Origin of the sequence: Streptomyces lydicus (assembly GCF_000717345.1) — a bacterium.
GTDB lineage: Bacteria > Actinomycetota > Actinomycetes > Streptomycetales > Streptomycetaceae > Streptomyces > Streptomyces lydicus.
Genome location: NZ_JNZA01000002.1, coordinates 1 through 17,358 on the forward strand (window position 1 = coordinate 1; position 17,358 = coordinate 17,358).

At 71.5% G+C, this 17,358-nt stretch carries 17 protein-coding genes; 5 read left to right on the forward strand and 12 right to left on the reverse strand.

Going from position 1 to position 17,358, the window contains the following annotated elements; genetic code table 11:
- The 6 genes from OO62_RS01495 to OO62_RS01520 all read right to left on the reverse strand — a co-directional run.
- Nucleotides 1-1,606 (reverse strand): condensation domain-containing protein (locus tag OO62_RS01495; protein WP_248782271.1); only part of this gene is annotated, 1,606 nt, incomplete at its 3' end.
- A gap of 55 nt (nucleotides 1,607-1,661) precedes the next feature.
- Nucleotides 1,662-1,862, reverse strand: coding sequence for an MbtH family protein (locus tag OO62_RS01500; RefSeq protein WP_033265294.1), 201 nt, complete (start codon nucleotides 1,860-1,862; stop codon nucleotides 1,662-1,664).
- Between the two features lie 80 nt (nucleotides 1,863-1,942).
- Nucleotides 1,943-2,731 (reverse strand): thioesterase II family protein, encoded by a 789-nt coding sequence (locus OO62_RS01505; protein WP_051732506.1) that lies wholly within the window; start codon nucleotides 2,729-2,731, stop codon nucleotides 1,943-1,945.
- 111 nt (nucleotides 2,732-2,842) lie between these two features.
- A complete protein-coding gene (locus OO62_RS01510) occupies nucleotides 2,843-4,678 on the reverse strand; it encodes a non-ribosomal peptide synthetase (RefSeq protein WP_033265295.1) in 1,836 nt (611 codons plus the stop codon).
- Nucleotides 4,675-5,688, reverse strand: coding sequence for a TauD/TfdA family dioxygenase (locus OO62_RS01515; protein ID WP_033265296.1), 1,014 nt, complete (start codon nucleotides 5,686-5,688; stop codon nucleotides 4,675-4,677). Before OO62_RS01515 ends, OO62_RS01510 begins: the two co-directional genes overlap by 4 nt.
- A 341-nt stretch (nucleotides 5,689-6,029) precedes the next feature.
- Nucleotides 6,030-7,370 (reverse strand): MFS transporter, encoded by a 1,341-nt coding sequence (locus tag OO62_RS01520; RefSeq protein ID WP_228332593.1) that lies wholly within the window; start codon nucleotides 7,368-7,370, stop codon nucleotides 6,030-6,032.
- A 132-nt stretch (nucleotides 7,371-7,502) separates the two neighbouring features.
- Between OO62_RS01520 and OO62_RS01525 the strand changes: the two genes are divergently transcribed.
- The gene (locus tag OO62_RS01525) at nucleotides 7,503-8,540 is read left to right on the forward strand and encodes a helix-turn-helix domain-containing protein (protein ID WP_033265297.1); all 1,038 of its coding nucleotides are present in this window, start codon (nucleotides 7,503-7,505) and stop codon (nucleotides 8,538-8,540) included.
- 31 nt (nucleotides 8,541-8,571) lie between these two features.
- On the opposite strand, the gene OO62_RS01530 is transcribed toward OO62_RS01525, so the two are convergent.
- Together OO62_RS01530 and OO62_RS01535 are read right to left on the reverse strand one after the other, a co-directional pair.
- Nucleotides 8,572-9,993, reverse strand: coding sequence for a condensation domain-containing protein (locus OO62_RS01530; protein ID WP_346009363.1), 1,422 nt, complete (start codon nucleotides 9,991-9,993; stop codon nucleotides 8,572-8,574).
- An 83-nt stretch (nucleotides 9,994-10,076) separates the two neighbouring features.
- Nucleotides 10,077-10,583, reverse strand: coding sequence for a DinB family protein (locus OO62_RS01535; protein WP_033265299.1), 507 nt, complete (start codon nucleotides 10,581-10,583; stop codon nucleotides 10,077-10,079).
- A 556-nt stretch (nucleotides 10,584-11,139) separates the two neighbouring features.
- Between OO62_RS01535 and melC1 the strand changes: the two genes are divergently transcribed.
- Genes melC1 through OO62_RS41635 form a run of 3 tightly spaced genes read left to right on the forward strand, consistent with a single transcriptional unit; the run spans nucleotide 11,140 to nucleotide 12,796 of the window.
- Nucleotides 11,140-11,616: an apotyrosinase chaperone MelC1 gene (gene melC1 / locus OO62_RS01540; RefSeq protein ID WP_033265300.1), complete on the forward strand. Its 477-nt coding sequence runs from the start codon at nucleotides 11,140-11,142 to the stop codon at nucleotides 11,614-11,616.
- A gap of 40 nt (nucleotides 11,617-11,656) precedes the next feature.
- Entirely contained in the window at nucleotides 11,657-12,475 is an 819-nt protein-coding gene (gene melC2 / locus OO62_RS01545) for a tyrosinase MelC2 (protein ID WP_033265301.1), read from the forward strand.
- A 48-nt stretch (nucleotides 12,476-12,523) separates the two neighbouring features.
- A complete protein-coding gene (locus OO62_RS41635; RefSeq protein ID WP_033265302.1) occupies nucleotides 12,524-12,796 on the forward strand; it encodes an MmyB family transcriptional regulator in 273 nt (90 codons plus the stop codon).
- On the opposite strand, the gene OO62_RS01555 is transcribed toward OO62_RS41635, so the two are convergent.
- Genes OO62_RS01555 through OO62_RS01565 form a run of 3 tightly spaced genes read right to left on the reverse strand, consistent with a single transcriptional unit; the run spans nucleotide 12,793 to nucleotide 15,253 of the window.
- Complete coding sequence (locus tag OO62_RS01555; RefSeq protein ID WP_033265303.1) at nucleotides 12,793-13,248, reverse strand: hypothetical protein; 456 nt, start codon at nucleotides 13,246-13,248, stop codon at nucleotides 12,793-12,795. The two genes, OO62_RS41635 and OO62_RS01555, sit on opposite strands and share 4 nt — an antisense overlap.
- A gap of 23 nt (nucleotides 13,249-13,271) precedes the next feature.
- Nucleotides 13,272-14,510, reverse strand: coding sequence for a cytochrome P450 (locus OO62_RS01560; protein WP_078616977.1), 1,239 nt, complete (start codon nucleotides 14,508-14,510; stop codon nucleotides 13,272-13,274).
- Complete coding sequence (locus OO62_RS01565; protein WP_051732508.1) at nucleotides 14,507-15,253, reverse strand: TetR/AcrR family transcriptional regulator; 747 nt, start codon at nucleotides 15,251-15,253, stop codon at nucleotides 14,507-14,509. Before OO62_RS01565 ends, OO62_RS01560 begins: the two co-directional genes overlap by 4 nt.
- 196 nt (nucleotides 15,254-15,449) lie before the next feature.
- Between OO62_RS01565 and OO62_RS01570 the strand changes: the two genes are divergently transcribed.
- On the forward strand, nucleotides 15,450-15,908 hold the full coding sequence (locus OO62_RS01570; protein WP_033265517.1) for a MarR family winged helix-turn-helix transcriptional regulator: 459 nt from the start codon (nucleotides 15,450-15,452) through the stop codon (nucleotides 15,906-15,908).
- A gap of 28 nt (nucleotides 15,909-15,936) precedes the next feature.
- Here the strand turns inward: OO62_RS01570 and OO62_RS37370 are convergent, their stop codons facing one another.
- Entirely contained in the window at nucleotides 15,937-16,839 is a 903-nt protein-coding gene (locus OO62_RS37370; RefSeq protein WP_063738962.1) for an IPT/TIG domain-containing protein, read from the reverse strand.
- Nucleotides 16,840-17,358: the final 519 nt, after the last annotated feature.

The following is a 17,358-nucleotide window of genomic DNA, read 5'->3' on the forward strand; positions in this document are numbered from 1 at the left end:
TCCGACTGATCAACCGCGTCGCCTTGAGCGAATGCCCACCCAGAGCGAAGAAGTTGTCGTCCACCCCGACACTGGGCACCTCCAGCACCTGGGCGAACAGGCCGCACAGCAACTCCTCCCGCACCGAACGTGGCCCACGACCCACACCGCCCTCGGCCCCGGAAGCGTCCACAGCGGAACGACGCTCCGCCCTGCGCCGCAGTTCGCTGCGCCGCTCTTCGCTACGCCGCAGCAACGCCCGCTCCTGCTCCGCAGACTCGAAGACCGCCACCCCCTCCACACCGGTATCCGGTTCCGCAGTCACCGCCGCCACCACCCGCACGAACAGCCGGTGCAACACCTCGGCCGTATCGGCATTGAAGAGATCGGTGGCGTACTGGAGCATCCCCGAGATCCCTGCCGGGTTCTCGTGGGCGTCCCGCCGCTCGGAGAAGCTCCAGCCCAGATCGAACTTGGAGGGCGCGGCGTCGAGCGGCTGCGCGGTGATGAGGGTGTCGGGGAGGTCCAGGCCGGCCAGAGCGTTGTTCTGGAGGACGAGCATGGTCTGGAACAGGGGGTGCCGGGCGGTGGTCCGGTCGGGGTTCAGTTCCTCCACGATCCGGTCGAACGGCAGGTCCTCGTGCGCAAAGGCCGCCAGGTCCGCCTCCCGCACCCGCTGAAGCAGTTCGGCGAACGTCGGGTTGCCCGAGGTATCGGTACGCAGCACCAACGTATTGACGAAGAAGCCCACCAAGTCATCGAGAGCCTGATCCGACCGGCCGGCCGTGGCAGTTCCCAGCGGCACATCGGTTCCGGCACCGAGCCGCGACAACAACACTCCCAACGCCGCCTGCAGCGCCATGAACGTCGTCACTCCCTGCCCGCGGACCAACGACTCCAGCCGGTGATGGAGATCGGCAGGAATGTCGAAGTGCAGGAGGCCGCCCTCGTGGGTGGGGTGGTCGGGGCGCGGCCGGTCGGTGGGCAGCGCCAGCTCCTGCGGCAGGTCGGAGAGGGTACGGGCCCAAAATGCCGTCTGCTCCTCCGCCACCTCCGCCAGCACCTCACGCTGCCAGAGGGTGTAGTCGGCGTACTGCACCGGCAAAGCCGCCCACCGGGGGACGCCTCCCGCCAGCCGTGCCCCGTAAGCGATCGAGAGATCCCGCAGCAGCGGGGCCTCGGACCATCCGTCGCTCGTGATGTGATGCAGCGTCAGCAACAGCACATGCTGATCGGCGGCGGTGGAGAACAGCGTCACCCTCAGCGGCAGCTCGGTCGACAACGCGAAGGGCCGGAAGGCTTCCTCGTGGAACCGCCGGGTGACCTCCTCGGCGGCGCACTGCACGACGGTGAGGTCCACCACGGCCTGAGCCGGGGGCAGGATCCGCTGGAAGGGCTCTCCCTCGACGGCGGGGTAGACCGTCCGCAGCGACTCATGGCGCGCCACCACATCATTGACCGCCAGCCGCAGCGCCGCCACATCCACCGCACCCCGCACACGGAACGCGAACGGCGCGTTGGCGGCCTTGAGCGAATGGCCGCCCAGGGCGAAGAAGTTGTCGTCCGGGCCCACGCTCGGTACCCCGAGCACCTGCGCGAACAGGCCGCACAGCAGCTCCTCCTGCACCGACCGCGGATTCTGCGACTGACTCATGACGCTCCCTTGAAGATCCGGACTGGATTCAGTGGCCGAGGGCCGGCTTCGGTGTCAGGTCGGTCCAGTGCGCGTCGACGTAGTCGAGGCACGCCTGGTAGCCGGTCGCACCGTGCGCCACGGTCCAGCCCATGGGGGGTGCCAGGCGCGCCGGCCACAGGGAGTGCTGGTGGGCGTCGTTGGTCAGGACCAGGTAGGTGCCGTCGGCGTCTTCGAAGGGGTTCGTCACCGCGTGGGTGTCCTTTCAGGCGGAGCGGGGTGTGGGAGGGAGGGGGCGGAGCCCGGTGGCTCGGGTGGGGCGGGGCGTGCTCAGGCGGAGGCGCCGGTCGGTGTGGTGGTGAGTGCGGGGATGTGGAGCGGCAGCCGGCGCCAGATCTCGGGGGTGTAGAAGTGCCCCCCGGGCAGGGTGTCGTGGCGGTAGGAGCCGAGCGCGACCCGGCGCCACTGGTTTCCGGCGTCCTGCTCGATGACGTCGTCGTCGGTCGCCGAGAGCATCTGCACCGGGACGCTCACGCTGGCTCCCGGCGTGTAGCGGAAGGTGTCGCGGACCTGGATGTCCGCCCGCATGAGTTCCACCGCCATCTCCTGGAGATCGGGGTCCTCCAGGACGTGCGCCGGCATCAGGCCGTTGGTACGCATCCAGTCCAGCAGCGAGGTGTCCGTGTCCTGGCGGGCGGGGAACATGTCGCGGGGCGTGAGGCCGCGGTCGGGCGCGTTGCACGAGGAGACGACCAGCGTCTCGGGCAGCGGTCCGCCGTCGCGCTCGATACGGGCCGCCACGTCGAACGCCATCCAGCCACCCATGCTGTGGCCGAAGAGGACGTACGGTCCCTGGACGGCGGAGAGCACGGCGGCGGTGGTGTCGGCCGCGAGTTCGTCCCAGTCCGTCGCGCAGGGCTCCAGGAACCGTCCCTCGCGGCCGGGGTAGCAGACGGCGGAGAGGGCCACGTCCGCCGGGAGGCAGTCGCCCCAGACGTGGTACGGCCCGGTACCGCCGCCGCAGAACCCCAGGCAGATGAGCGTGCGCGAGGTCTGCTCGGTCCGCTCCTTGATCTGGATGACAGTGGTGTCCTGTCTACCGTGGATGTGTCCGGCCATGATGGCTCGCTTCCTCTTCCTCTCGTGCGAATGGGGGGCCGGGGCGGTGCCGCCCCGGCGGCTGCGGCGGTGACCGGCCGGCCCGTGCCCCGCTGGGCTCGGGGGCGGCGGTCAGCCTGCGGCGCGCAGCGTCTCGACGTGCCGGGCGAGGTCCCGGAGCTGCGGGTGCCGGTAGACCTCGCGGGTCGACATGGCGATCCCGAACTGCTTCTTGAGCCGGGCAACGACGCGCAGCGCGATCAGCGAGTGGCCGCCCATGGCGAAGAAATCGTCGTCGGCGCGGACGCGCTCACGGCCGAGCACCTCGGACCACACGGCCGCGATCAGCGTCTCGACCTCGCCCTCGGGTGCGTGCTCGCGGTCCGCGGCCGCCTCCGCGTCCGCGGCCGGGTTCTCCTCGGGGGCGGGCAGGGCGGCGAGGTCCACCTTCCCGTTGACCGTCAGCGGCAGGGCTTCGAGGCGGGTGTACACCGTCGGAAGCATGAACTGCGGCAGCTGCGTGGCCAGTTGATCGCGCAGCGCCTCAGCGGTCGGGGGCCCGTCCACCGGGTCCGCCGACGCCACGAAGTAGGCGACGAGTTGTTCGCCGGAGACCGCGCTGTGATGCAGCGTGACCGCGGCGGCGGAGACGGCCGGGTGGCGGGTCAGCGCGGCCTCGATCTCGCCGAGTTCGACGCGGTAGCCCCGGATCTTTATCTGCCGGTCGATGCGCCCCAGGTACTCCATGGCCCCGTCCGCGCGGCGGCGCACCTTGTCGCCGGTGCGGTACATCCGGGTGCCGTCGGCGGCGAAGGGGTCGGCGACGAAGCGCGTCGCGGTCAGCGCGGGCCGGTTGACGTACCCCAGGGCCACCTGGGCGCCGGCGAGGTAGAGCTCTCCCTCCACGCCGTCGGCCACCGGGCGCAGGTCGACGTCCAGGACGTGGGCCTGGACACCCGGCAGCGCGGGGCCGAGGTGCGGGGTGTCGCCGTCGATCCAGGTGGCGGCGGTGTCCACGGTGCACTCGGTGGGGCCGTACAGGTTCAGCGCTTCGAGCCTGCCGGCGGTGCGTTCGGCCGCCAGCTCCCGCCAGGTGCCCTCGGGGACCGGTTCGCCGCCCATGAACAGGCGCAGGGCGCGTCCCTCGGTGGCGCGGGCGAGCAGTTCGTCGCGGAGCAGGGGCCAGTGCGAAGGGGTCAGGTCGAGGTCCTGCACGCCGTACGTGTCCAGGGCCGCGGTCAGCCGGGCCGGGTCGGTGCGCTCGTCCTCGTCGAGCACGACGAGGGTGTCGCCGCGGCACACCCGGGCCCACTGCTGGACCGATGCGTCGAAGGAGACGCTGGCGTTCCAGGCCACGACGCGCGGCTCCGGGGCGTACATACCCGCCTCCTCCAGCGCCGCCACGAGGGCGGCCACGCCGCCGCGGGTGGTCTCGACGCCCTTGGGGGTGCCGGTGGAACCCGAGGTGTAGATCACGTAGGCCGGTGCGTGGGCGGCGACCGGGAAGGGCGGGTCCGGGCGCCGGTCCACCGCTGCGCCGGGCCGGCCGACGGTGAGGAGGCGCACGCCCGACGGCCACTCCCCTGCGACGGCCGTGGTCACCAGCACCCGGGCCCCGGCGTCGCGCACCATCGCGTGCCGCCGCTCGCCGGGGTACGCGGGATCGATCGGCACGTACGCGGCACCCGCCCGCCAGACCGCCAGCAGCGCGACCACGAGGTCCGCGCCCCGGGGGAGGCTGACCGCTACCCGGTCGCCGGGCAGGACGCCGGAACCCGTCAGCATGTCCGCCAAGTCGGCTGTCGCCGCGTCGAGTTGCGCAAAGCTGAGGCTGTCGTCCCGGTCGCGGACGGCGATCCGGTCCGGGCCGGCCGCGACGGCCTGCAGGAGGCGGGACATGAGGTCGACGGGCCGGCCGGGGGCGGCGGTCGCGTCGAGGCCGTGCGGGCCTTCCAGTACGCCGGTCACGCGGCCTGCTCCTCTCGGGCGGCGGCGGCCACGGTGGGCCGGCATTCCTCCAGTGCGACCGGGTCGCCCATGGCGACGACGATGCGCCGGTCACCGCGGAAGGGGTCGCGGCCGTGGGTGGACAGGATGTTGTCGACGAGCAGGATGTCGCCCGGCTGCCAGTTCCGTCGCAGCGTCGCGGCCTCGTAGGCGGCGTTGATCGTCTCGATGTCCTCGCGGGTCAGGGGTTTGCCGTCGCCGAGGGCGGTCTCGAACGGCAGCCCGCCCACGCCGAATTCGTCCTGCAGCGTCTCCCGGACCTCCTCGTCCAGCGACCACGCGTTCCAGAAGGCCATGTGGTTGAACCAGACGCCCTCCCCCGTCTCGGGGTGGTGGATGATGCCGGGGCGCAGCTGCCGGGTGCGGAGCGCGCCGGAGTCGCTCCATTCACAGGAGAGGAGGTTGTCCTCGCAGTATTTTTCGACGTCCTCGCGGTGCTCGGTGGCGAACGCGGTGCGCCAGTCCAGAGAGATGTGCTCCGAGTAGTTGCGGGTCAGCAGCCAGCCCGCGGTGCGCATCCGCTCGACCAGGTCGGCGGGGAGCAGGCGCAGCACCTCACGGCAGTCGGCGACCGGCGTCGCGCCGCCCTCCTCGGGGGCGGTCAGGCAGCCGAACAGCAGCAGACCGGGGAAGGTCAGGGTGTAACTGTTCTCGTTGTGCATGCGGATCGCCTGGTTGGGCGGCAGGTCGGTGGAGGAGTACACCTCGTTGCCGTAGCTGCTGCGCGGGGTGGCCTTCTCGCGGTAGGGCGTGCGCTGCGGGACGAGGACGTCCCGTACCTTGGCGAAGTCGTCGACGTCACGGACGGGCAGGCCGCGGAGGTACAGCGCGCCGTGCCGGTGCAGCGCCACGCGGAGCTCGGAGTGGACCGAGGCGAGCCAGGCACACGCCTCGGTGGCGTCCGCGAACTGCGGGGTCTGCGTGGTGGCGGGCTTTCCGGTCTCGATGGTCCAGAAAAGGGAATCACTCATCGTGATGCGCGTCCTGTCGTGTCGATTCTTACTGATTTCCTGGTACGCCGATCGCTCCGGTGGGTCATCCCCATCCGGTGTCGTGCTCGTCGGTCAGTTCGCTGGGCACGGCCGGGGAGAAGGGGCGTAAATGCATGGGGGGTTTCTCCTACTTCCTCGGGAGGGACCTTTTCCGACCGCCTCACGGGGCGTCGGTCACCGGATTCGGTCGCAGGTCGACGCCCTTCACGCTGTCATCGGAGCAGGCCGTTCACCAGGGCGACCGAGGGCTGATATTCACGCCTGTCGCATAGACGAGAGGGAGCAAAAGGTGCATACGAGGCAGCGGTGCGGTGCCTGCCTCAGGCCGTCGCGCCCGCCCGCGTCGGCAGGTCACGGCGGTTCCTGATGGGCGAACAGAGCAGGATCAGCGCGCTCAGCGGGATGCCCGCGATCATCAGCCACAGCGTCGGGCGCACCCCGAGCCAGGTCCCCAGCGCCCCGGCGAGCAGCGCCCCCAGCGGCAGGGTGCCGCAGTTGAGGAACGACGAGCACGCGGAGACCCGGCCGAGCACGTCGGCCGGGCAATAGCCCTGCTGGAAGCCCGCCTTGATGACATTGCCGGCCACCACCCCGACCGAGACCGAGGCGTAGCCGACGACGAAGAGGGCCAGCCCGGCGGTGCCCCGGGTGGTGAGCGCCATCAGCGGGGCGAGTGCCGGCACACCGAGTTCGAACAGCAGCAGCGCCCGGGCCGTCCCGAACCGGGTCACACCGCGGCGCACCACGAGTGCGCCCACCACACCGCCCGCGCCGCCGATCGCCACCAGCACGCCCACCCCGCTGTCGGTCAGACCGACGTCGCGGACCAGGAACACCACGAGCAGCGACTGGTATCCGGCCAGGAACAGGTTGGAGGCGGCGCCGAAGAGCGTCAGGCTGCGCAGATACGGATCGCGTGCCACCAGCCGTACGCCCTCGCCGACCTCCCGGAACAGCGCGCCCCGCGCCCGTTCGACGGGGGGCGCCGACGGCTCCCGGTGCCGGATCCGGGCCACGCACGCGAAGGAGATGAGGAAGGTCGCCGCGTTCGTCAGCATGCCGTTGACCGAGCCGGCGACCTGGGCGATCAGACCGCCCGCGCCGGTCCCGGCGATCTGTGCGGCGGAGGCGCTGCCGTGCAGCTTGGCGTTGCCCTCGGCCTGGTCCCCGGGGCCGACGATGGCGGGGAGATAGGCGGTGTACGCGGTCTGGAAGAAGACCGCGGCGGTACCGGCGAGCAGGGCGACCAGCAGCAGCCGGCCCATATCGAGGGCGCCGAGCCAGTAGGCCAGCGGCACACAGACGAACAGCACACAGGAGACGGCGTCACTGACGAGCAGCACCGTTCGGCGCCGCCACCGGTCCACCCAGACGCCGGCCGGCAGGCCGATCACCAGCCAGGGCACCCAGGTCGCGGCATTGAGCAGGCTGACCTCGAAGGTGGTGGCGTGCAGGACGGAGACGGCGACCAGCGGCAGCACCACGCTGGTGACCGCCGCGCCGAATTTCCCCGCGCTCTCGCCGCACCACAACTTCCGGAAGTCCGCATTCCGGCGCAGCAATCCGCCGCCCGCGGGCCGCTCCGCTATTCGCCGCCCGGCGCCTTTCCGGTCGCGGTCGGCCACTTCCTCTTCCGGGTCGTCCCGCTCTCTCACCGCCATGCGGGCATTCCCGTCTGCTCATCGTTGACCGGTTGTTGACCGGGCATGTCTAGGCTGCCCTCCGATCGGGGGAAGTCTCTGGTACGGCAGGGGTGGGCCATGAATACCTCACGCTCAGTCAGTGAAATCAAGATGAGCCAGGAAGCCTTGGCCGTCTTCGAATTCGCGGCGGACCGCACCGTATTCGGCATCGAAGACCTCGTGGCCGTCGGGCTCGATGCCGATGAAGCGGAACGGGCCGTCAAGGAACTCGCCGGCCTGCGGCTGCTGTCCTGTCCCGAGGGGACCCCCGGGCGCCTCGCCGTCGTGCCGCCGAGGATCGCCGCCAACCGGCTGCTGCGCCCGATGGAGCGCGAGGTCCGGCACCAGCAGGACGAGATCGAGCGGTTCCGCTGGATGTTCGAAACGCTGCTTCCCGCCTATGAATCGGGCCGGGCGCGGGACACCGACGCGGCACACGTCGAGATGGTCGACGACCTGCGTCTGGTCGAGGAGCTCATCGAGGAACTGACCCTGAACTGCCGTACGGAGGTCCTCACCGCGCAGCCCGGCGGGGCGCGTTCGCCCGAGTCGCTGCGGGCGGCGCTGGAACGTGACCGCCGGATGCTCGCGCGCGGCGTCGCCATGCGCACCCTGTACCAGCATCCCGCCCGCTACCACCAGCCGACGATCGACCATGTGCAGCGGATGACGAGCCTGGGGGCGGAGGTGCGCACCCAGTCCGAGGGCCTCTGCCGCATGCTGGTGTTCGACCATCACGCGGCGCTGCTCGGCGTACCGGACGACCCGCAGGCGGCCCTGCTCGTCCGCGAGCCGCGGCTCATCCACAGCATGCGGGTCTTCTTCGACTGGGCCTGGCGCGGCGCCTCGCCGTTCCCGCTCAGTTTCGACGCGACATCGGCCGTCCGGATCTCCGGCGAGATCCAGGAGGCGATCGTCGCCATGCTCTCCGAAGGGCTGGAGGACAAGTCCATGGCGCGGCGGCTGGGCATGTCGGTCCGCAGCTGTCAGCGTCATGTCGCGGAGGTCATGAAAGTGCTCGGCGCCAAGAGCCGTTTCCAGGCCGGCTTCCTCATCGGCCAGTCCCGGGCCCGCCCCGCGGGCGGGGCACCGTCCGGCACCGAGCCCTTCGCGCTCCCGGGCCCCTCGCTGCCCGCCCGCCGGGAGTGACGGCCACGGCCCCGCGGGCCCGGCCGGTGCCTCATCCCGGTCGTCGGGCCGGGGCGGGCAGGGGCGCCCCGGGCTCGGCCGCGGCCAGTTCCACCACGAGGCGGCCGAGGCCCTCGGCGTGGCCGTCGGTCTCTTCCACCGAGTACGTGGCGGGGTTGGCCTCCACGCTCACGGTCGTCCCCTCGCTCGGCGACCGCACGTCGAAGAACAGACTGAGGTCCGGGACGGGGCCGGTGGTCAGCGTGCGGACCGAGCCCCGGGCCTCGCCCAGGCGCAGGTCGCGGTCAAAGTTCACGACGTTCACCAGCGGCCCCACGCCCGGCGGCTCCCCCGGGCCCGCGACGGTGGCCAGCGCCCGCCGGAACTCCTCGTAGCGGTACCGGTGGTGGCGCATCGCCTGCCGGATCCGGCCGTCCACCTGCGCGAAGGCGTCCCGTACCGACGCATCCGGCGGCACGGGCACCCGCAGCGGCAGGATGTTCGCCAGCGGCGCGACGACCCCGCGCAGCGCGCGGGTGGAACGCCCGCCCACGGAGCAGCCGAAGGTCACCTCGTCCGCTCCGGCGACCTGCCGCAGGTACAGGGCGGTGGCCGCGATCAGGAAGTGCGCCGGCGGTACCGCCAGCCGCTCGCTCTGCTCCTGGATCGCCGCGACCGCCGGCGCCGGCAGGTGGTGGCGGCCCTGACGGGCCGCGGAGGCGGGCGGCGCGTCCTCCCGGAGCCGTCCAGTGGCCGGCCAGGCCGCCGCCTCCTTCGCCCAGAACTCCTGGTCGGAACGGTACGTCCGCCCGGCGGTGTAGGTCCGGTCGTGCTCGACGGCGACGGTGACGGGTTCGAAGGGGGACGGCTCCGGGCAGGTCCCGCTGTGCAGCGCGTTGTAGAGGCCGGCCGTCCGGCGGGCGAGCGCGGCCAGGCCGTGGCCGTCCGCGACGATGTGGTGGACGCGGCGGTACCACAGGTGGCGGTCGGCCGACACCTTGATCAGGGCGGCGCCGATCAGCGGTCCGGTGGTGAGGTCGACGGGCCGGGCGAGGTCGGCGTGCATCCAGGCCACGGCCTGCGCGTACGGATCGGCGGCGGCGCTCAGGTCCAGCACGGCGAAGTCCCACTGCGCGGGCCCGAGTTCCTGCACCGGCGTCCCGTCGGCCTCCGTGACGAACCGTGCGCCCAGCGATCCGGCCTCGTCCACGGCGGTGCGCGTCGCCTGCTGCAGCAGGGCCGCGTCGAGCGCGCCGGTGATCTCGTAGTAGTCACCCACGTTGTAGGCCGTGCCCACCGGCTCCAGGATCTGGGAGATCCAGATCTCCAATTGACCTGCTGTCAAAGGGACTCGCACGTTTCCGCTCCAGACGCGTCGGGACCGTCGTCCACCGACCCTGCCATCCGTCGCGACCTGCGCACAGACCGGAGCGGGGGTGGTGTTTCCGCCTGTCGTGGACCCGAGGGGGCACACCGGCCGGCGGAGCCGGACGCCTCCGCGTCGGCGTCGGCGGCTCCGCCTCCGTGATCTCCGGCGGATCTAGGGGGTGTCTCCCCCTAGTCGCCGGTCGTGCCGTCGAGCATCTCGCGCAGGATGTCCAGGTGGCCGTTGTGGCGGGCCGTCTCCTCGGTGAGGTGGAGGAGGATCCAGCGCAGGTCGACGTGGAGGCCGTTGCGGACGGCGCGCTGGGCCTGCTGGTCCAGGCTGCTCCCGGCGACCAGTTCGCGGTGGTGGGCGCTCTGTTCGGCGTATTCGTCGAGCAACTGGGTGAGCGGGAAGTCGACGGCGATACGCATCTCGCGGTCGGGGTCCTCCTCGGTCCAAGGGCCCCGGTCCTCCTCGCCGAGGAAGACCACGCGGAACCAGTAGTACTCGACCCAGCGGAGGTGGTTGATCACTCCGCTCATGGTCATCAGCGGTGAGCCCGGCAGGAGCGCCTTGCGTGCGTTCTCCGCGGATACGCCGGCGCACTTGGCGCGGGCGGTGTCCCGTGCGTAGTCGAGAAACGTGGTGAGCTGGGTGCGTTCGTCCCACGAGGGCGGCGTGTCGTCGATTCTGGTCATCGCGCGAGCGTCCCCGATCACCGCGACCGATGTCGAGGTATTTATCGACGGACCCAATCTGCCCCGCGCGGCTCCTTCCCCAGCGGGTCGCTACGGCGATTCAGTGCCGGTCCCGGATCCGGCGCGCTGTGGCTGCGGCCCTGTGCGGTCGTCGGTCGCCTCCCTGAGGCGGCCGGCCGGCACGTAGCGGTGCGCGGTTCTCAAACCCCGTGCGCCCGAAGCCCGTGCATTCGCGCCGAGTTGCGGGTGGGCGGCCCCTCGCGGCTTCGGGGGCGAGAGGAAAGGATCTGCGGTGGAGGACGGCCGGCATCGCGGAATATCCGGTTCCGCAGCGACGTGCAGCCGGGCATGAGGACGATCAGCGCCGTTGAATTCTGCACCTCCGCCCGGGTGTTGTCTCGTTCGTTGCCTGCTGCACGGGTGCGACTTGATGATCCGTTCGTCCCTGACAGCATGTGGCGGCGCGGGCCGACCGTCGGCGCGCCGGCTTCCGCCCTCCGCCACGGCCCTCGCCCGGAGGAGGAGCCCGGAGCCGAGACGAACAGAGGAGTGGACCATGTCACGTCCCACCCGACGCCAGGTGCTGCACGGCAGCGCCGCGGCCCTCGCCGGGGCGGTGCTCGCCGCACCGGTCGCGTTCCCCGGAACCGCTGCCGCCCGCCCCGTGGACGGCCACCGCGACTCGGCAGGAGCCGGGCGCACCGCAGGTCACGAGATGCCGGATCCGTTCGACGAGATATACGAGGGCCGCCACATAGAGGGGTGGCCGGCTGACGACGAGGGCTCGCACGACGGAGGACGTCGAGGCCCCGGTGGCGGCGGGGAGCACCGCGCCGGACCGGCCGGACCGCACGAGGGAATGGACTTCGTCGTCCGCATCGACAACGACGACCTCCATGTGATGCGGAACGCGGACGGCACCTGGGTGAGCCTGGTGAACCACTACGAGACGTTCGGTACGCCCCGCGCGTTGGCGCGCGCCGCCGTTCGCGAACTCAAGGGCGCCGACCTGGTCCCCGTCGTCACCGGCTGAGCCCCGTACCGGCCCGTCCCCCCACCGAGGAGTCCTCGACATGGCAGTCCGGAAGAACCAGGCGGACCTCACCGCCACCGAGAAGCGGAACTTCGTCGACGCGGTGCTGGAGCTCAAGCGCAGCGGCCGCTACGACGAGTTCATCAGCACACACAACGCCTTCATCATCGGCGACACCGACGACGGGGAGCGGACCGGCCACCGGTCGCCGTCGTTCCTCCCCTGGCACCGCAGGTTCCTGCTGCAGTTCGAACGAGCCCTGCAGAGCATCACGCCGTCGGTCACGCTCCCGTACTGGGACTGGACCGTCGACCGCAGCCCCCGCAGTTCGCTGTGGGCCGACGACTTCCTCGGCGGTGACGGGCGGAGCGGTGACGGACGGGTGACCTCGGGTCCGTTCGCCTTCAGCGGCGGCAAGTGGCCGATGAACGTACGGGTCGACGGCAGGACGTTCCTGCGCCGCTCGCTCGGCACCGGGGTCCGCGAACTGCCGACCCGGGCCGAGGTCGACCGGGTGCTCGCCATGAGCGTCTACGACGCCGCCCCCTGGAACAGCTCCTCGGACAGCTTCCGCAACCACCTCGAGGGCTGGCGCGGGCCGAATCTGCACAACCGGGTGCACGTCTGGGTCGGCGGGCAGATGACCACCGGGGCGTCGCCCAACGATCCGGTCTTCTGGCTGCACCACTGCTTCATCGACAAGCTCTGGGCCGACTGGCAGGCGCTGCACCCGAGTTCGGGCTACCTGCCGACCGGCGACACACCCGACGTCATCGACCTGCACGACACGATGAAGCCATGGAACGACGTCACGCCGGCGGACCTGCTGGACCACAGCGCGTTCTACACGTACGCATGACGGGTCCCTGACAGATATGTCGCACCCGGCACCCTGATCACGGCGTCGGTGGGGGCGGACGGAGGCCCGGGTTCTCGTCCGCCCCACCCCGCCCACGGCGGGCCGTCGGCGTGCGTCCGGTACACCCCGCAGGACCGGCGCGCGCTCGACGCCACACACGTCGCAGAGCTGCGGGCGACGGCGAGCCGGTATCCGGCGGACCGGCGACTGCGGCGTCTGATCGCGGAACTGCGCGCGCACAGCGAGCGGTTCGCCGAACTGTGGGACTCCGGAGCCATGGCCGCCGTCGTCGGTCCCCAGACCTTCCCCGGCCCGTCCTAAGGGCGGTCATCCTCCGGGGCACGCACCAGCAGGAGGCGGTGGAGGAGCGGTCCGACGAGGCTGACGACGGTGGTCAGTCCTGCCGCGACGGCCAGGTCGGGGTGGTCCATCGCACCGTCCAGCAGCCAGCCGGCGCCGAGTGCCAGGGCGATCAGGGCGACCTTGGCGACGGCCAGCCGTACGAACGACAGCCGGTGCCGGTGTTCCGGGTGCCGGGCCGTCCGGCGCCGCCGGGCGAGGTGCAGCAGCGGGGCGGCGACGAACAGCAGGACCAGCAGCTTCACGGCGTGCTCCCACAGCGGCTCGCCCTGGTTCAGGGCCCAGATGCCGCCCATGACGAGCCCGGCGACCAGGTAGGGCTTGACGAGCTGTGCGCCGCCCGGACCTGGGGCTCGGCGGACCGGACCCGGGCGCACGGGGGCGGGCGGACGGTCGCGCGTAGGGGTGGGCATGGCTGCCTCCGGAAGCGCTGCGGTCAGCCGAGCGAGAGCGGAAGACGGCGCAGGCCCCGGAGGGTGATGTGGTCCTTCCACTCGGGCTCGCCGGCCAGCGAGAGCCGTGGCGCGCGTGCCAGCAGCATCCGCAGGGCGATCTGCGTTTCGAGGCGGGCGAGCGGAGCGCCCAGACAGAAGTGGATGCCCTGGCCGAACGCGAGGTGCCGCACGGGCGTGCGGCCGATGTCCAGCCGCTCGGGGTGCTGGTACGCCGCGGGGTCGCGGTTCGCGGCGCCGATCAGCAGCAACAGCGTGCTGCCCGCCGGGACCGGGACGCCGGCGACCTCCGCGTCCTCCAGGGCGAACCGGACGGTGAGCTGCACCGGCGAGTCATAGCGCAGCAGCTCCTCGACCGCGTTGTCGGTCAGGTCCGGGGCGCTGCGCAGCCGCGCCAGCTGGTCGGGGTGGCGCAGCAGGGCGAGGGTGCCGTTGCCGATCAGATTGACGGTGGTTTCGTGGCCGGCGATCAGCAGCAGGGTGCAGGTGGCCAGCAGTTCGTTCTCGGTGAGGGTGTCGCCGTCGTCGTGCACGCCGACCAGCGCCGAGAGCAGGTCGTCACCGGGCGCGCGACGACGCTCGACGACCAGTTCCCGGAGGTAGTCGGTGAATTCCTGGCGGGCCCGGGCCTCCTGCTCCGCAGCGCCGGGAGGCAGGAGGAAGTCGGGGACGAGGGCGCGTGCGACCGCGTGCGACCACGTCAGCATCCGGTGGCGGTCGGCGGTGGGCACACCGAGCAGTTCGCTGATCACCGCTACCGGCAGGGGCGTGGCCAGGCCCTCGATGAGGTCGACCGGCCCGGGTGCGCCCTCCATGGCGGTGAACAACTCGTCGGTGAGCTCTTCGATCCGCGGCGCGAGACGCTCCACCCGTCGCCGGGTGAATGCCTGGGAGACCAGGGCGCGCAGCCGCGTGTGACTGGGCGGATTGAGTCCGAGGAAGCCGCGCACGGGGCGGCCGTCGTCGTCGACCAGGACCTCGAGGGCAGGGCGGGCCCGGCCGGTGAACCGGGGGTCGTCGCTCTCCGCGTGCCCGAACCGGCCGTCGCGCAGTACCGCGGCGCAGTCCTCGTACCGGGTGAGCACCATCAGCTGCTCGTCGAGGCGCGCGAGCGGCGCCTGCGAGCGCCAGCGGGAGTAGAGCGGGTAGGGATCGGCCTGGTTCCGCGGGTCGAGCAGGTCCTGAAGCGAGGGCAGGGTGGCCGTCGCGTCGGCGGGGGTCATCGTTTCTCCTCGGGCGGTTCGACGGTGGTGGTGTCGTCCGGGACCTCGGTGCTCCGGCGGTGAGGCGCGGTGCCGTCCAGGACCTCGGTGCCCTGGGCGTCGGCCGCGGTGCCGTTGGCGGCGATGCCGGCGAACAGCCACCGCATCGCCTGGCCCAGCAGCTCGTCCGGCACGCTGGCCGGGTCGATCCGGCGCTGGCGCAGCAGCCCCTGGAAGAGCGCCATCGCGATGGTGGCTACCGCGTCGGCCGATACGGCCGGAGGCGCGCCGATGTGATCCAGCGCCTTGCCCATGAGGCTCGCCAGCTCGGCGCGGGGGGCGCGCAACTCCTCCGCCAGCGTCTCCATCAGCGGGGGGTTGCGCACCGCGTAGAGCCAGAACTCGGCCTGGAGCGGAGCGAAATCCGGATCCTTGTCGGCGGCGTTCGCCAGCAGCCGGCCGAGTGCGGGCACCGGGTCATCACCGGTCTGCGCATCGGCCACGATCTTCGTCGCCCGCGACACCTGCTCGCTCGCGCGTTCCTTCAGCAGCTCCACGAACAGTCGGTCCTTGCTGCCGAAGTTCGAGTAGACCGCGCCGATGGAGAACCCCGCCGCCTCGGCGATCTCCTCCACGGAGGCTCCGGCGAACCCCTTGCGTGCGTAGGTCCGCGCCGCGGCGTCCAGCAGCAGCCGCCGGGTACGGGCCTTGGCCTCCGCCCGGGTCGGCCGGCGATTCGGGGTGTGGTCGGCATCCGCGCTCATACCTTCCACGTTAGAGATAGTGCTCACTATGTCAATAGCAACCACTATCTGAAACGTCGCTCTTCACACAGCGGCCGGCAGCGGAACCCCCACCCCGGAGGCGTCCCCTTGATCGAATGACCTTGACCTCAAGTTAAGTTGACGTTCTACGGTCGATGTCGTCGAACGGGAGCAGGAAATGGCGGAGGGACCGGTCATGCAGTACTCGCACAGCGATGCCGAGTTGATACAGCAGCCCATCGGCTACTGGAGTTGGGCGGCCTACAAGGCCGTCGTCACCCGCACCCGGGCCGCCCTCGCCGGGATCGGCACCACGCAGCCGCAGTGGTGGGTCCTCGCGCAGGTCGCCCGCGCCGACACCGCCACGACCCGCGACGAGGTGTCGCGGGTCCTCAGGGGCTACCTCGACACCGGCCCGGAAGCCATGGACTCGGAGATCGACGAGACCCTCGCACAGGGCTGGCTCACCGAGGACGCCGAGGGGCGTCTCCGCCTCACGGCGGACGGCAGGACGTTCTACGACAGGGCCGCGGCTCTCCAGGGCGAGCTGTGGGCGGAACGGCACGCCGGCATATCCGACGAGGAGTACCTGACCACGGTCAAGGTGCTCCAGCGATTCATCCACAACACGGGCGGGCACGCCTGGCACCACTAGGCGGTGTCTTCCGGATCGTGCCGGGCCCTCAGACGGCTGGGGGGCCGACCCGGGTGTACCCGGCCGGCGCGCTGGTTCCGCCAGGGGTGACGACCGTGACGTCCACCGGCCCGACGGCTCCGGGTGGCGCTTCGGCGACGACATGGGTGTCGGAGACAACGGTGAACGTCGCGGGCGTCGTACCGAAGAGCACCCGGGTGGTCGGGCCAAGGCCGGTTCCGGTGAGGGTCACGCTGTTTCCGCCGGAGGCGGGGCCCTGGCCGGGGCTGAGCGCGGCGAGGGCGGGGGCCGGCACATAGGCGTAGGAGACGGCGTTGCGGGTGCCGCCGGCCGTGCTGACGGTGACCTCGACCGGCCCGGCGGGCCCTGCCGGGGCCACCGCGGTGATCCGGGTGTCGGAGACCACGGTGAAGGAGGTGGCCGCGGTGTTCGCGAAGCGCACGGCGGTGGCCTCGACGAGGTGGGTGCCGGTGAGCGTGACCGTATTGCCTCCCGAGAGAGGTCCGGAGACCGGGGCGAGGGCGGCGAGGACCGGGGCGTTGACGTAGAAGTTCGAGATCCCGCCTCCCGGATAGGGCGACACCGCGCTCCCCCCGCTCACGGTCACCCCCACCATGCTCAACTGGCCTTTGATGGCGGGGACGTTGGCGGCACCCTCGACCTCCATGACCCGGAAGGCCGGCGCGCTCGGGTCACGCGTGATGGTGGAACCCATGCCCAGCAAGGTGATCGGCGAGGTGATCGGCGGCAGCCCCACCGGCCCGGCCGGGCCCCTGCCGTGGGCACTGGTGAGCCGGTACGTACAGAACGGCAGCAGCAAGGTGTCCCCGCCGGCCGCGTTCGCCGTGGCGATGGCGTCCACCAGCGAGCTTTCGCTGCACAGCACCGGGGTCTGGGCCTGCGCCGTGGCCGGGAAGGCGGTGAGACCCACCGTCAGGACACCGGCACCGACAAGGGAACACAAGGTACGTACGCATCGCATGACGCCCCCGGGAGAGAGGTGGCGCGAGCCGCCGTACCAGCCTGCGCCGGCCTACGACGCAGGCTGGTGAACGTCCTCTCCCGGGGAAGGCGGCACCCGAGGTGCCAGGGCCCCACCGCAGGCCGCACCCCACTCACAGCGTCGGGCAGAACAGGGCAGGCCGGCTGACACTCCCCGGAGAGGAATGGGCGGCCCACCGGATTGGATTGCGACCCAGTACCCATTCGGGGGACCGTGAAGACAACGTGATTGACACTACGTCACCCGGTCAGCGGAGCGCGTTCCGCTCGACGTTCGCTACCCGCCGAGAGGGTGACGCCGACCGGAGTTGAACCGAGGGCGTTGACTCCGTGGCTGCTCACGCGGCGATTTCGCCACGGACGACGGCCGTCGCGGGAGAGGGTCCGTTCGCGTGAGCCGGCCGGTGCCGCTCGCTGAATTGGCGGAGGGCAGACCGCCGACGCAGCG